Annotated in this window: 11 protein-coding genes, 1 tRNA gene and 1 pseudogene; 4 read left to right on the forward strand and 9 right to left on the reverse strand. The window is 28.0% G+C overall.

Annotated features, from left to right (window positions below; translation table 11 throughout):
• Positions 1–506: 506 nt before the first annotated feature.
• Entirely contained in the window at positions 507–1,553 is a 1,047-nt protein-coding gene (locus JK145_RS02510; protein ID WP_220665308.1) for a 3-deoxy-7-phosphoheptulonate synthase, read from the reverse strand.
• Positions 1,554–2,704: 1,151 nt separating this feature from the next.
• Between JK145_RS02510 and grxD the strand changes: the two genes are divergently transcribed.
• Positions 2,705–3,040, forward strand: coding sequence for a Grx4 family monothiol glutaredoxin (gene grxD, locus JK145_RS02515; protein ID WP_220665309.1), 336 nt, complete (start codon positions 2,705–2,707; stop codon positions 3,038–3,040).
• Positions 3,041–3,104: 64 nt separating this feature from the next.
• On the opposite strand, the gene rnt is transcribed toward grxD, so the two are convergent.
• A complete protein-coding gene (rnt, locus tag JK145_RS02520; RefSeq protein WP_220665310.1) occupies positions 3,105–3,746 on the reverse strand; it encodes a ribonuclease T in 642 nt (213 codons plus the stop codon).
• 1,181 nt (positions 3,747–4,927) lie between these two features.
• On the opposite strand from rnt, the gene nth reads away from it, so the two are divergent.
• Positions 4,928–5,575, forward strand: a complete 648-nt coding sequence (gene nth, locus JK145_RS02525; RefSeq protein ID WP_220665311.1) for an endonuclease III — start codon at positions 4,928–4,930, stop codon at positions 5,573–5,575.
• Positions 5,576–5,739: 164 nt separating this feature from the next.
• Here the strand turns inward: nth and tyrS are convergent, their stop codons facing one another.
• From tyrS to JK145_RS02540, 3 genes and pseudogenes are all read right to left on the reverse strand, one after another.
• A complete protein-coding gene (tyrS, locus tag JK145_RS02530; RefSeq protein ID WP_220665312.1) occupies positions 5,740–7,020 on the reverse strand; it encodes a tyrosine--tRNA ligase in 1,281 nt (426 codons plus the stop codon).
• Positions 7,021–8,691: 1,671 nt separating this feature from the next.
• Positions 8,692–8,862: pseudogene (locus JK145_RS02535) on the reverse strand (RnfABCDGE type electron transport complex subunit B); the annotation flags it as partial.
• A gap of 1,006 nt (positions 8,863–9,868) precedes the next feature.
• Positions 9,869–10,486, reverse strand: coding sequence for a riboflavin synthase subunit alpha (locus JK145_RS02540; RefSeq protein WP_220665314.1), 618 nt, complete (start codon positions 10,484–10,486; stop codon positions 9,869–9,871).
• An 810-nt stretch (positions 10,487–11,296) separates the two neighbouring features.
• On the opposite strand from JK145_RS02540, the gene JK145_RS02545 reads away from it, so the two are divergent.
• Together JK145_RS02545 and JK145_RS02550 are read left to right on the forward strand one after the other, a co-directional pair.
• A tRNA-Val gene (locus JK145_RS02545) sits at positions 11,297–11,370 on the forward strand.
• Positions 11,371–11,718: 348 nt separating this feature from the next.
• A complete protein-coding gene (locus tag JK145_RS02550; RefSeq protein WP_220665315.1) occupies positions 11,719–11,958 on the forward strand; it encodes a major outer membrane lipoprotein in 240 nt (79 codons plus the stop codon).
• A gap of 92 nt (positions 11,959–12,050) precedes the next feature.
• Here the strand turns inward: JK145_RS02550 and sufE are convergent, their stop codons facing one another.
• From sufE to sufC, 4 genes are read right to left on the reverse strand one after another with little or no spacing between them, the layout of a single operon-like run.
• Positions 12,051–12,470 (reverse strand): cysteine desulfuration protein SufE, encoded by a 420-nt coding sequence (sufE, locus tag JK145_RS02555; protein ID WP_220665316.1) that lies wholly within the window; start codon positions 12,468–12,470, stop codon positions 12,051–12,053.
• Positions 12,471–12,503: 33 nt separating this feature from the next.
• Complete coding sequence (gene sufS, locus JK145_RS02560; RefSeq protein ID WP_220665317.1) at positions 12,504–13,736, reverse strand: cysteine desulfurase SufS; 1,233 nt, start codon at positions 13,734–13,736, stop codon at positions 12,504–12,506.
• Positions 13,737–13,748: 12 nt separating this feature from the next.
• A complete protein-coding gene (gene sufD / locus JK145_RS02565; protein WP_220665318.1) occupies positions 13,749–15,026 on the reverse strand; it encodes a Fe-S cluster assembly protein SufD in 1,278 nt (425 codons plus the stop codon).
• The gene (sufC, locus tag JK145_RS02570) at positions 15,004–15,747 is read right to left on the reverse strand and encodes a Fe-S cluster assembly ATPase SufC (protein ID WP_220665319.1); all 744 of its coding nucleotides are present in this window, start codon (positions 15,745–15,747) and stop codon (positions 15,004–15,006) included. Before sufC ends, sufD begins: the two co-directional genes overlap by 23 nt.
• Positions 15,748–15,792 lie beyond the last annotated feature (45 nt).

Genomic DNA, 15,792 nt, shown 5'->3' on the forward strand with positions numbered 1-15,792 from the left:
TTAAAGACTACAATTATCTGTGTTGTTTTCATGAGAATTATGCAATATTTTTCTGATTTAAAATAGAAATAAATTTTCTTTCGAAAAAAAAGATCGTTCAGACTAAAGATTAAACATATGTTAACAAATGAAAAAATTTCAGATTGTGTAGATATAGCATTTGGATGCTAGTAAAATTTTACTCTTACGATCCTTTTTTTAATTTTTTTGCAACAAACTTATATTTGATCATTGAAATTGAAATAATTCAATTTACTTAGCTTTTTGAAAAAAGCAGATCGTTTAAAGTACACGCGCTATTTGTCACCTCGCATAGTTTTCTTCTGATAATTAAAATAAAATATTATTGATTACAAAAATCAATTCATGGTAGTAATGTCAGGAAAACGAAAAAGAAAGGGAATACTCGTTTTTCATTTTAAAAAAGTAGTTTTTAATGATTGTATATAATCTGATCGGTTGTAAAATAAATATTTATGATTTTTAGACCTATCTGAGAATAATATTTATCTGTTAAAACGACAACTAACCATTTTATTTAATAAGATTATCAGTTGTTCAGTATCATCCCAGCCAAGACAAGCATCTGTAACTGATTGACCGTAAATTAAAGGTAAATCAGAAAAAGGTTTTTGATTTCCTTCAACTAGGTTACTTTCGATCATTACGCCCACTATTTGACGATGATTGCTTTGAAGCTGCTCACATAAGGAGTGTGCAACTTTTAACTGATGAAGATATTGTTTCTGACAGTTACCGTGACTGAAATCTACTAACAAATGAGAAGGTAACCCAAACGATGCTAATTGTATACAGGCGTTTGTGATGTCTTGTTTTTGATAATTAGGCACTGCCCCACCACGCATAATAATATGTCCGTGTTTATTGCCTTTAGTTCGATAAGCTGTAATTTGACCTTTTTTATTTTGAGATAAAAAAAAATGAGAAGAACGCGCTGCACGTATAGCATTAATAGCAATTTGAATGTTTCCATCTGTATTATTTTTGAAACCAATCGGGCAAGGCATTGCAGATGCCATTGCCCGATGAACTTGGCTTTCGGCAGTACGTGCTCCAATTGCTCCCCAACTAATTAAATCGATAATATATTGACCTATTATAATGTCTAAAAATTCAGTTGCACTTGGCAGACCTAAAGTATTAATTGCAAGTAGTAATTGTCTTGCGATTTTTAATCCATCATTTATACGAAAACTATTATCTATTCCAGGATCTGCAATTAACCCTCTCCAACCTGCTATAGAGCGTGGTTTTTCAAAATATGTACGCATGACAATTTCTAATCGACTTTGATACTTAATACGTAACAAATTCAAACGACGTGCATAATCTAATGCAGCATCAACATCATGAATAGAACAAGGGCCTATGATAACTAGTAATCGAGGATCATTACCGCATAAAATATTTCCGATACGTTGACGGGCCTTTAATATATTTTCTTTCATTACTGCGCTTAACGGAAAGGAAGAGATAAGCATATTAGGGGTAATTAATTGACTGATTTGTTTGGCGCACAATTCATCTGTCATTTTTGAACTCTCAACTTAAATAACGCTCTCTCTTAGAGAGATACTAAATAAAAAATGTTTATTATTTAATGAATAATAAATTCCAATTTAATTTTTATAAGACAAATCATATTGATACTTAGTGAGAATGATCTTTCTCAAAAGAAAAAATATTCAACTTATTTTTTATTAAAAAATGAAATTCATTAGTAGATGCAATCCTGGATTCTTTAGTTGTATAACCATTTTTATTTATAATGATTTTATGAAAATTTTCAAAAAATATCTCTCTAAAAGAGTTTAATTAAGCTTCCTCAAAGTAAAAGGACTCATGATAATATATTAAAATTATAACTAAACAAGTATTTTTAATTATTTCATTTATCTAATTTAATCATTAAATTGAGAATAAAATATTTTATACATCGTATAATTTTCAAAATATTTGAAAGAATTATAATATACAAAATTTTAAATGCATTTGTTTAATTAAGTTGATATAAAGTATCAATTAACAAAAATCAGTTTTTGTTAAAAGTAATAGATAAATAGTTTAGAAATATATCTATTTTTATTAGTTTTTATCAAAAATTATTTCGATTTAGTTAATAAAAATTAAAAAGAAAATTTTCTCTATTCTTAATAAAAGATTAAGTTTATTTATTAAATAATGATCTTTTTAACGATATTATTATTAATCACTCACCGGACTCATTATAGTTGACTTTCGCTATTTGAGAATAAAAAACTTCTTTACGAGAACTTATAAAAAATAAGAAATTGCTAGTAATCTTTACTATAAATATATTTCCTCTTAAGGAAGAGTAGTCAAATATAGATAAAAACTGATAAGAATTGCAGTATCACCAATTTATAAATAGTTATAATTATATTTTATATATAAATATAATTACTACTTCTTGTACAACAGAAAAACTATATTCATTGATGAAATTTATCTTTAAAGCTAATTCAGTTAGTCAATACTGTTAACGACATTTAACTGCCTAATTATAATTAGCTCTCATCATTTTAAAAAAGAAAAAAATTCTTTATTTGTGAAAAAGAAATTATTGATATTAATTTTAATGCTTAATATTATTCATAATTTGATTTTTTCTATAAAAAATTCTAATCTAATAAAAAATATACCTTAAATTAAGGAACTTATCATGTCTACAGTACTTGAAAAAATAAAAAAACAAATCAATGATAATCCAGTTATTTTGTATATGAAAGGTTCACCAACATTACCAAACTGTGGATTTTCTGCCAAAGCGGTACGCATACTTTCTTCTTGTGGTGAACGTTTTGCTTACATTGATGTATTATCAAACGCTGATATTCGTGCTGAATTACCAAAATTTGCTAACTGGCCTACTTTTCCACAATTGTGGATAAATGGAAAACTAATCGGTGGATGTGATATTATCATCGAAATGTATCGATGTGGTGAATTGCAATCGCTTATCAAAGCTTCCATAGAAAAGCACAACCTACAAAAATAAATGAAATACGATTTTAAAAATTCTATTTTTAATAGTATAAAAAATAAATTTTGTGAGACGTATGTTATAACGATTCTATAATCGGCCAACCACCAAGACGTTTCCAACGATTAACTAACTCACAAAACAATACTGCAGTTCGTTCAGTATCGTATAATGCAGAATGAGCTTCGTTGCTATCGAAAGAAATTCCAGCGACAGCACAAGCCTTAGCTAGAACAGTTTGACCTAATACTAAACCGCTAAGAGCAGCTGTATCAAAAGTGACAAACGGATGAAAAGGATTACGTTTTAAGGAAGTTCGAGCAACTGCAGCCATTAAAAAACTGTGGTCAAATGCAGCATTATGAGCAACCATAATAGCACGGTTACAATTGCAGCTTTTAATACCTATATCAATCATTTCAAAAATCTTGCGCAGTGCGTCATATTCGTTAATTGCACCACGCAAAGGATTTTTTGGGTCGATACCGTTAAAAGATAACGCTTCTGGTTGTAATTTCGCTCCTGGAAAAGGATTAATATGAAAATGCAGAGAAGAGTCCGCTTGTAACCAGCCACTATTATCCATTTTCAACGTCATAGCAGCAATTTCTAAAAGAGCATCTGTTTCAGAATTAAATCCTGCAGTTTCAACATCAATGACAACAGGATAAAATCCGCGAAACCGGGCTTTTAAGGAGCAAAACTCATTTTGTTCAACCATGATTTTTAAAAAAAATTAATTAATTACTCTAACATAGAATTATATTCTTAACAAGAAGTAAAATTTGTCTATTAAAGACAGTATTTATTGATAAAGTAGAAGATATTTATCAGGTCTTTTAAATTAAAGCTCTAAGAAATTAAAATTTTATCTCTTATAAAATCACTTATTTATTTTGATTTAAATAGTTGAATTTATTTTTATTTCTAATTTCCATTAAAAAGGAAAAATAACTTAAATGTTCTTCATGACATTCAACATGGAAATTTTATTAGGAATTTTAATATGAAAAACTTTAGTCTAATAAAACAAAGCTGAATATTTTCAACATTCAGACTATTTAATAATATGCAATAATATTTTTTTTCTGAAACTAATTAGTAATCTTCTTTATTAAATAAAGATAAAAAACCTTTTAAGTAAAAAAATTATTTAATTTTCATGATTTTGTATTAAAAAGAACAATAAAGTTTAATTTCAAAAAAATACTTATAAACTATTTTTTTTGTTTTAAAAAAATGCGAATAAAAATTATCATTCTTCAATTTAAGAATAAGAAGAAATTTATGTCTTCTTATTCTTAAATTTAAAAAGTTACCAAAAAAAATAAAAATTATCTCCAAGACAGGAACTATAACAAACAGACTTTTCTTCTTAAGAAAGAATAAACCCCTCTGATAAATAAAATGAAATTGTTTATTAAATAATTATCTCCTTCTTAGACAGATAGATTGTTTTTATAGATAAACATTAACAACTTAATTAAATTGATTAAAATTTCTAAGAAATTTTCTGTAAAAAGTCATACTAAAAATAATCTCTTCTTATTAAAGAATGATCTTTACTGTTGTTTTATTTTTGAGAAAAATTAATTTCTAACTTACAACCTTGACCCTCTTTAAAAAAGAGAAACGGCTAGGTTTTTTGTATTTCGTAACGAAGATAGCTACTATTATTTTTTATTTCATAGGAAATAAATTATAAACATGTGTTTTGTTTATACATACGTTTGTTATTGAATTTTTCCATTTAAAGCTTGTAAAGAATAAAACTCTATTATAAATGACTTTAATTAGAGCAAAATTTTTATTAGTTTATCAAAAATATCTTTTGATATAATCTATTTACATATAAAAATTTTCTTCAAAAGAAGATTACTAATACAATTATTAAATTCAACAATGGATCAAAATAAACGATACGAAATATTATATCGATTGCAAAATGAAAGTTTTTCTTCTACTACTGAGTTAACATATCGTTCGCCATTTGAACTTCTTATTGCAGTAATGCTATCAGCGCAGACTACCGATAAAAAAGTTAATAGTGTTACTGGACCACTTTTTTCACTAGCCAACTCACCACATAGTATGTTAGAGCTAGGTCTTGAGTCGATTAAGAAATATATTAAGCCAATAGGAATGTTTAATAAAAAAGCAGGAAACATTATTAAAATTTGTCAAATATTATTGGAGAAATACTCTGGGGAAGTGCCGCAAGATCCTGCAGCATTAGAGGCGTTACCAGGTATCGGTAGAAAAACTGCAAATGTAGTACTAAATGTTGCTTTTAGCTGGCCTACTATTGCGGTGGACAGACATGTTTTTCGTGTTGCAAATCGAACTAACTTTGCAATAGGAAAAACAGTGGAAGCAGTAGAAAGAAAAATGTTAATTTTTGTTCCAAATGAATTCAAGATAAGCTGTCATCATTGGTTTGTTTTGCATGGACGCTATACTTGTAGGGCCTACAAACCGCGTTGCGATTCTTGCTTAATTGAAGATTTATGTGAATATAATCAAAAAAACAATAAAAAAGATGAGTTTTAGCAAATTTGCTAATTAATTTTCTTAGATTTAAGAAGGTCAACTATTTAACGTATCAATAATACATTTTTTTATTTAAAAAATCTCACTCTGAGAGAGATGGTACATGCTTAAATCTACTTTTATTGTTTTTGATTAAAGTTGGAATTTTGTCTATCTAAACCTTCTTAAACCCAATTAAGAAGACAAAAATGCTTTTTTCCACGACGTATCAGTGTATATTTTTTGTAAAGTCTATCAGATTCTTCGAATATATAATTTTCTGAGATTTGTTTTTTTTCGTTAACCGAGATAGCGTTAGACCTTATTAAGGTACGTGCTTGTTTTTGTGAAGGCGCAAGCTTTGCCGCTACCAGTGCAAGCTGTAAATTCATATCGTGTTTAAGTTTAACTGTCGGTATTCCGTCTTTTGCTAGTTGAATGAAATCGTTTTCAGTTAGATCTTTTAATGTTCCTAAAAATAAACTTTTAGTAATACGCTTCGCCGTTGTCAATCCATGATCACCATGCACAATACGAGTTACTTCTTCTGCAAGAAGACGTTGAGCAAATAACGGTGTATCTTTATTATAATTTTTTTGCAAAAATTCATTGATTTCATCAGGGTGAAGAAAAGTAAAAAATCTTAAAAAGCGGAATACGTCACTATCAGCAACATTAACCCAAAACTGATAAAATTTATAAGGACTGGTTTTAGTTGAATCTAGCCAAATAGTATCATTTTCAGTTTTTCCAAATTTAATACCATTCGATTTGGTGATCAGAGGAATCGTTAAGCCAAAGACTTTTTTATGGCATAATCGACGCGTTAAATTAATTCCAGAAGTAATGTTTCCCCATTGATCAGAACCACCAATTTGTAGTCTCACTCCATAATATTTGTTTAAATAAGCAAAATCGTAACTCTGCAGAAGGTTGTATGAAAATTCAGTAAATGAAATTCCTATACCATCGCGATTAAGCCGATTTTTTATTACATCTTTATTAATCATTTGGTTAACAGAAAAATGTTTACCAACCTCTCGTAAAAATGAGATAACATTTATCGATCTGAACCAATTATAATTATTGATTATCATAACGTTTTTTTTATTGCAGCTAAAATCAAAAAACGTCAATATCTGACGCTCAATTTTTTCTGTCCATTCTTGAATAATTTCGATACTATTAGTTTTACGTTTGCCAATTTTAAAACTAGGGTCTCCAATAAGACCGGTTGCACCTCCAATTAATATAATTGGTTGATGCCCAGATAATTGAAAACGTTTCAAACATAATAACGGCATCAAATGTCCCAAGTGCAAACTATCTGCAGTAGGATCAAAACCACAATACAATTTAATTGGTTTAACTGCTAATCTTTCAGATAAAAGTTTTTCGTTGGAAATTTGAACAATTATCTCACGGTTTTTTAATTCTTTTATTAAATTAATTTTAGTGTTTTTCATTAAAAAATTACTTAATGCGAAGTTTTCAAAAAGAAAATCAAAATAAATAGTACTTATTTAAATTCTAAATTATAGAATGGTCCTTCTAGATTTCATCTAGGATTATGATGAATATAATTAAAAAAATGCAAGCTTACACTAAATTTGATAGTAATTATTTTCAATTCAATGGATAACTTGTCGTATAAGGAATTGTACTCCATTCAAAAACTTTTTATATTTTACACTTGTTTTTTTAGAAACTAAAAAAATAAGCTCACTTTGAGTTTAAATTAATTCTAAATTTAGAAGTTATTTTCAATATGCAGCTTATGATGACATAATCAAATTAATACGAAATAAAAATATTAATCTGACTTTTAAAAAAGTAAAAACGTTATAATCATTACTGTTTGACTATTTTTAGTTCTTCTTTACCAAGAAGACACATGCCAAAATTTAATAAAAAGACATAATCTGTTTAAGTGTTTTATCAAATCAACATCTAACTTACCATTTAATTTCTATCTAAAAATCAATGTCGATACGGATAACATCAAAAATATTTTATTCTAATATTAAACAAGTAAATTTTCATAAAGAACTATTAATAATACTTTATGATAATGAAGAACTAGCTGCTACTGATTGTAGTTATTACAATTTTCTATATTCATATCAATAAAAAATTGATAGTCTAACTTGTATATATTTTATTAGAAGTAATTTTCTATTAAAAACTAAATTAATTGATACTTAATCAAATAAAAATAAAGAACTTTAACTCAAGCAATTTTTTATAAAAAAAGTTGTATAATTATAATTTTTATTTTCCTAATCTTTAGAGTTTATTAAAAATTAAAATTTTGATTTGGAATAACGTTACTTTTATTATAAATAAGCAAGAGCGCCATCTTCTATTTCCAAATTATAACTTATTTTTAACTATAAAAATTTTCTAATTTTTAATGAAGTTTTAACAGTAAAAAATAATTTCATTATGAATATCACAGATAATGTTACTTACTTCTTTTAAGAAAGAATTCATTATACTTGATTAAAATCAATTCAGTTTAATCTTTATTAATAAATAAATTCATTAATTAAATTCTTATTTAAAGAAACTCATACACGATCCTATAAAAATTATGTGATATCAATAATTATTATTAATTGAACTACAGCTATTTAAGTAGAATATAATTAAGATCTAATTTATTTTAGTAAGTTAATTTAATTCTGTAATAAAATTGCTAGTGATAGGACAAACTTAATATTAAAAATATGTAATGTTCGCTATTCTAAATAGAATATAGATAGATTTTAAATTCAATCATTAAAAATAGTTAGATATTTTTTTATGGCTTATTATGAATAAGATCGGTAATATAATTATTATTAAATAATAGTTTCTTTTAAGATGAAGAATTAAAAACATAATTCAAATTTTTAATTAAAAACTTTTTAAAAAGTTGTTTTAAAGCAGAAATTAAAGATTTTATTTCTAATTGATTACCTATAAGATAATGATAATTTTTCAATAAAAACAAAAAATTATTTTCTTCATAGAAGAAATTAATAAATACATTACATAAATGAACATTTATAATAATTTCATGAAAATATTTATAGAGTATAAATTTACCTGTAATCTTTTGATAAGCAACCCCGTGAAGCTAAAGTTGATGAATTTATTTTAATACAGTCGGTAGGACAAGGAGTTATGCAAAGCTTACAACCAGTACATAAACTGCTCACTACAGTATGTACTGTATGTTTACTTCCAATAATTGCATCTACTGGACAAACTTGAGAACATTTAGCGCATCCAATACAATTGTCCTCATCTATCCATGCTACTTCAGCAGTTGAGGAAAAAAAAGTGGTCTGAATTTCCATTATATCAATTTAGCTTTTCTTCAAAAAGAAAATAAACCTGAAAAATGAGCATTTTTAAAATTATTTATTTTTCTACCACAAAGCATGTGATGTGCTTTTTAATTTAATAAATCAATAGCTTTCAAAAAAATAAAACGAAAAAAGTAATATATTGAAACTTGCTTGCTAGCAAGCAATAATTTCTTTCTAAAAGAATTCTGATAATAATGTTTGAGCTTTAATACTTTAAATCAAAGATCCAAACTATTTTTATTATAGCAATATCATAATTAACGATTTATTATTCGGAATAATAAGCAAATAAAAAAATAATGGTTCATTGAAAATGAACACACAAGTATAAAAAATATCCTATTTGTAGTAAAATAGAATTTTTTTCTTTCTTAAAAAGAATCTCCTTAATTATTCATTGAATCGTGGCTAACTGATATACTTCATAATCTTTCTAAAAAAAATTTCTAAGAAAATTAAAAGAATTTTTTTATGCTGTATCGCTAATTAACCAAGAAATATATTTATGAATATAAAATGAAATTTAGTAGAAAAATTTCTTCGTTTTAGAACGTTTAATATTTAAAAAGTTTTCTAGAAAAATAATTTTATTGTTTTTAAACTTTAATATAGCAATAACATTATTTATTGCATAAAGTTGATTAGTTAAAAAAAATAAAGTGAGTTGAAAAAAAATAATTAATCTCTTTTTTTTAATTAAAAATTGAATTTGAATATATTAATTGTTGTCAACTTATTCTATTTAAATAGCAAAGAAGAAAGCGAAAGGCAGAATCGTATTCTTTATGCAGAAAAATTTTATTACATTTTTTTAAAAATTAAAAAATTTTAAATAAAGCGCAAAATATAGACGGCATTATATTTTAAATTTACTTGATTTATATCAAATTATGTAAATTAATTACGATTAACTAACTTGTTACTTGTAAGCAACATAGGCAACAGGATAAATTTCTTTCTAAGTAAAAGTATGTGATGTCAGAATTCTTTCTGTAGTATCAACAATTGCTTTTGTTTGCGCGTCAATCTCGATATTTACTTTATCGTTAATTTTCCTTTTTCCAAGTGTAGTACGTGATAACGTTTCAGGTATTACGTGTACAAGAAAAGAATTACTAAACACACTTCCAACAGTGAGGCTAATACCATCAACTCCGATATAACCTTTATATAAAATATATTTCATTAATGCTTGATCTGTTATAGAAAACAACATTTGGCAACATGTTTCTAAATGCAAGATCTTATTTATTTTCGCTGTACATGTAATATGTCCAGACATAAGATGACCACCAACTTCTGTTTGTAAACTAACTGCTCGTTCTATATTTACTTCATCTCCAATAGAAAGTTCCCCTAGATTAGTTAAATTAATTGTTTCCTGTATTAAATCAAAGCAGATAATATTATCTGAAATTTTAGTTACCGTTAAACAACAACCGTTATGAGCTACTGAAGCACCGACGATCAAATTCGATAGTAACGATCTCGGAAATTTAACAAAATGCGTTTGATAATGATTTTTTTTATCAATAAAGACGATAGGTGCAATGGCCTGAACGATTCCTGTAAACATTTTATTTTATCTAAATTATTAAAATAAGAGGTAATTTCATTAACTTTTTTATATTATACATCTTATCATTTTATTTAAAAAAGTTTAAAAATACCTTTAAAGAAATTTTTTACGGATATTTTTGGTAAAAATCATATTTAAAATTTTTTAAATTCAAATAATTAAAATTATCATAACGATATGACAATCTTTTTATTCATCATTTTTAATCAAAATCGGGATTTTCCTATTTTAATTTCTCTTTTCTTTACTCAATTTTGCATTAAATCGATAGTTCTTGCGAACAAGAAACTAAACATCTATCTTATGGGTTTATAGTATTGTTCAAAAGTATTGCTTAAATTTAAATTTATCATCTTTTTGTAGTAAAGCCTATATAAGGATTGTTTTATCTTTAATTTTTTATAAAAGTTAGTTAAGCTCACGAAAAATAAATTATTTTAATCCAATAGAATTAAAATGTGCCAAATTATATATTTATATTTCTCAATGAATAATGCTTCCCAAGCGAAATGGAATACATAATACAAATTATCAATCAAATAATAAATATTCTTAAAAATTTTACATAAGGTGTTTGTTAGCAACAAACTTTGATTGATATACGCACGAACAAAGATTAATTTAATTTTTAATGAAAATTGTCCTTGAAAAGATACATTTATCTTGCAAAAATTAACCTAGTTCATTAAAATTCTATATTGTATTCATCCACAAAAAATTTTTATCGCTACTAAGAAATAGAAAAAATGTATTTTGCAAACAAAATTTTTATCGATCATACAATTAAGGGTAGAAATTATTGTTTTTGCGTCCGTAGCTCAGTTGGTTAGAGCACCGCCTTGACGTGGCGGTGGTCAGTGGTTCGAATCCACTCGGACGCATCAGTCTTCTATTTTCTATTTTAAAGTAGTCCAAATTTTCAGTCAAAAAATTATAGATTTTTTATCTAAAAATTCAATTTCAGCATTACCTAATAAAGAGAAATATTGGTATTCTATTTAGTGAAGTAAATTAACTAAAAAGAATTAATTTTCCTTAAAAATTAAGTCATCCTTTAGTTTATTTTTATAAATTATATTCATAATTTATGAAATGTATATATACGTAAGGATTTAATGTAAAACAACCTAGCAAGCTTGATTTTTATTATCAAATCATTATAAAATCATTGAAAAGGAAATTTTCTAATATAATTTTAGAAATTAATTTATTGAAGAGGTACTTAATTAATGAATCACACTAAATTAGCACTAGGAACAGTAGTAACGCTTTGCTCGATTCTGCTGATTGGTTGTTCCAATAGTTCTAAAGTTGATCAACTATTCTCTGACGTTCAGACTTTGAATGCTAAAACTGATCAAATGAATAATGATATAAATGCTCTTCGTTCAGATGTACAATCTGCCAAAGATCACGCTACTCGAGCTAATCAACGTTTGGACAACCAGGTAGCATCTTATCGAAAATAGAATAGAAAATAAGAAGTTTTGCTTTGCTTTTTTGGAAACGGGCGCGAAGTGAGTGCTCGTTTCCTTGTTTTCATAAGTCAGTGAAAAGAAAATCAACTCTGATGAGTAGAAATCATGCTGCGAATGCTTTCTACTATAGCTCCTAATCCTTGCGAGCGAGACGGAGTTAAATGTTGCGTCAGCTTTAGTGAATCAAAAAAAGGTTTTACATTATAAGAAATGATTTCTTCTGACGTAAGATCATGATAAATGGAAAATACTATAGCGATTAATCCTTTTGTAATAGAAGCATTGCTGTCACCATATAATTTTACTTTACCATTCTTTTCTATTTTTACAACAATCCATGTCTGACTTTGGCAGCCAGATATTAAGTTTTTTGAGTTTCGCATGCTTTCTTGAAAAGGTAACAAGCATTTGCCAAGTTCTATAATATAGAGATATTTTTCTTCCCAACTGTTGCAATGAGAAAAATTCAACAAAAGTCTTTCTTTGCTTGGTAACTGTTTCATTTTTATACAATTTTTTTGTGAGCTTTTTATTTATTATCCTAATAACTGCTGAACTCGATTTAGACCAATTGCTAATTGATCAATATCATTATGATCAGAATACATTGCAATAGAAGCGCGACACATATTTGTTACTTGAAAGTAGGTTATTAACGGCATAGCACAATGATGTCCAGTTCGAATAGCAATACCGCTTTGGTCAAGAAAGCTACCTACGTCATACGCATGGTGTTTTCCTAAATTAAATGCTACAATGCCAATGCGGTTATCAGAATTACATGGTCCATATATGACCATGTTTGGAATTTGCTGCAACATTTCGAGCATATATTCCGTTATTTGTTTCTCATAAATCTGAATATTTTCTAGTCCAGTTTTTTCAATATATGTGATCGCAGATCCTAATCCCATTATTCCAGCAATGTGTGGAGTGCCTGCTTCAAAACGCCAAGGAACTTCATTGAAGGTAGTTTCTTCAGTAAAACTTACAATACGGATCATTGAACCACCACCTTCCCATGGCGGCATGGATTCTAAAATTGCTTCTTTTGCATAGAGTATTCCAATACCGGTAGGACCGTAAATCTTATGACCTGAAAACACATAAAAATCACAATCAAGTGCTTGTACGTCTACTTTTTTGTGCGTAATGGCTTGAGCACCATCAACTAACACCATTGCATTACAGGATTTACGTATTTGGTCAATCAACTCTAGTAGAGGGTTAACAGTACCAAGTACATTAGAAGCCTGAGTAACAGCAAATAAACGAGTCCGTTCATCAATTAATGTTGGCAGTAAACTGATATTAAGTGTACCGTCTGGTAATAATGGCAAAAAACGTAAATTTAGTTTTTTTTCTTTAGCCAGGATTTGCCATGGAACAATATTAGCATGATGCTCCATTTGTGAAATAATGACATTATCTCCTGATTTAAGATAATGTCGTCCCCAACTATTAGCTACTAAATTAATAGATTCAGTAGCTCCTTTTGTAAATACGATTTCCTTGGATGAAGTAGCATGAATAAAATTCGCAACTTTCTGACGCACATTTTCCATATGAGCTGTAGCTGTGTTGCTTAATGTATGCACACCTCGATGTACCGTAGCATATTCTTTACGATAAAAATCTCTTTCACGATTAATAACAACATTAGGTTTTTGCGTGCTTGATGCGTTGTCAAGATAAATTAACGGTTTTTTATTTATTTGTTGCGTTAGAATTGGGAAGTCAGATCGAATCTGAATGATAGGATAAGTCACTCCACACTCCCGTTACAATACTTCAGTAATACGTGAGAGTATAATATCACGTATCTCTTTGTAAAAGACTGTTTCCGTTATTTCTTCCGCAAAAGCACGGATTATCATTTTTTGAGCATCTTTGTAGACAATTCCGCGAGAACGTAGATAAAAAACTTGCTCTTCGTCAATTTTTCCTATTGTGCTTCCATGACTACATTTTACATCATCAGCATAAATTTCTAGTTGTGGCCTAGTATTTATTTCTGATAGATGATCAAGTAATAAATTACGATTATTCATCTGTCCATCAGATTTTGTTGCATATTGAGCTACCTTAATGAGTCCGCTAAAAACACCTTTTCCTTGGTCACGTACAATGATTTTGTGTAATTGGCGACTTAAACAATGTTTCTTATTATGTTCAAGATAAGTGCAAATATCATTAATATTTTTTTTTGTTGAAAAAAGCAAACTGTTAATTACTAAATTGGACTTTTCTCCGTTTAGTTGAGAGCTAATCTGTTGTCGAGTAAATCCTGTATCAAGAATAAAAGTATTACTATGAACTATTGCATTATGTTTAATAACAATATCATTGTGGCTAACGTGATAACTTGAATGATTTTCAAAAATCAGCTTCATGTGATTTAAATGAACATCACCAGATACTTCTATACTAGTACGTGTACCAGTAAAATGGCCTAGACTATCTGCACTAACAAAATGTTCAATGACTTGACCCTGCGAACTAGGTTCCATTTTAATATGATGGCGATAGTTTATTGTATTTAGAGCTTCTTTATCTTCGTTTCCATAGTCAATATGTAATAAATAAAGAGGACGTTGTTCTATATTTTTTTCAGGAAGTATAATATAGATAATTTCTCGACTTAAGCTTTCGGTCAAATGTAAAAATACTTCCGATTGAATTGGAGATGGTAAAGGTTGATGCACAGTTTCTTTATCTATTTTTATCTGCCAAAATCCAGTATTGCTGTCGCTCAATACAGGAGAAAAAAGACCGTTAACAAAAACTATTCGATAGGAATCTAAATTCAAGCTAAAACCATCCCGAATGTCGGGAGAAATCTCTCGATGCATTGCTGACAAAAATCTGTGCGATAGCAGTTTATCTAGGGGTGTATATTTCCAATGTTCATCTCTTCTGGTAGGCAAACCGATTTTTTTTAAATTATTCCAGTGATTATAAGCTTCTTTGGAACGTCTAATGCTTGGATCAAAAAATAAACGAGCCCATTGTTTCAGTATTTTACGTTGAGAAATTTTACTCTCCAGTAAGCCAACCATAACCTCGCTCCTCAATTTGATTTGCTAAAGATAAGTCACCGGTTTTTATAATACTTCCACGATGTAATACATGGACAAAATCTGGTCGGATATAATTTAAAATTCGTTGATAATGAGTGATGACAATAAAAGATCGATGACCATCGTAAAGTGCGTTGACACCATGAGTAACAATTTTTAATGCGTCTATATCTAAGCCGGAATCAGTTTCATCCAATACACATAAGTCTGGTTCTAGTGCTGCCATTTGTAAAACATCATTACGTTTTTTTTCTCCCCCAGAGAAACCAACATTGACTGATCTAGTCAAAAGATCAGCTGGCATTTTTAATAGTTCAATTTTTTTTTCAATAAAATTAGCGAAATCAAAACGGTCTAGCAAAGGTAGATTTCGATACTTGCGAACAGCATTAACAGCTGTTTGTAAAAACAGTTGGTTACTAATACCTGGAATTTCCACTGGATATTGAAATGCCACGAATATACCTTCTCCTGCACGCTCTTCTGGTGTCAACATCATTAGATTACGTCTTTTAAATAGAAAATTTTTAAAAGAAACTTTATAATTTTCATACCCTGCTAATGTTGCAGAAAAAGTACTCTTTCCTGATCCATTTGGTCCCATAATAGCATGAACCTCTCCAGGTTTAACTTCTAAATTTAATTGTTTCAAGATAACGCTATCTTCCACGTTGACATTTAAATTTTCGACCAACAACATGCATTTTCCTTATACTAGATCCATTAAGATTTGTTAATTGAGATT

Origin of the sequence: Sodalis sp. CWE (genome assembly GCF_019646055.1) — a bacterium.
Lineage (GTDB): Bacteria > Pseudomonadota > Gammaproteobacteria > Enterobacterales > Enterobacteriaceae > CWE.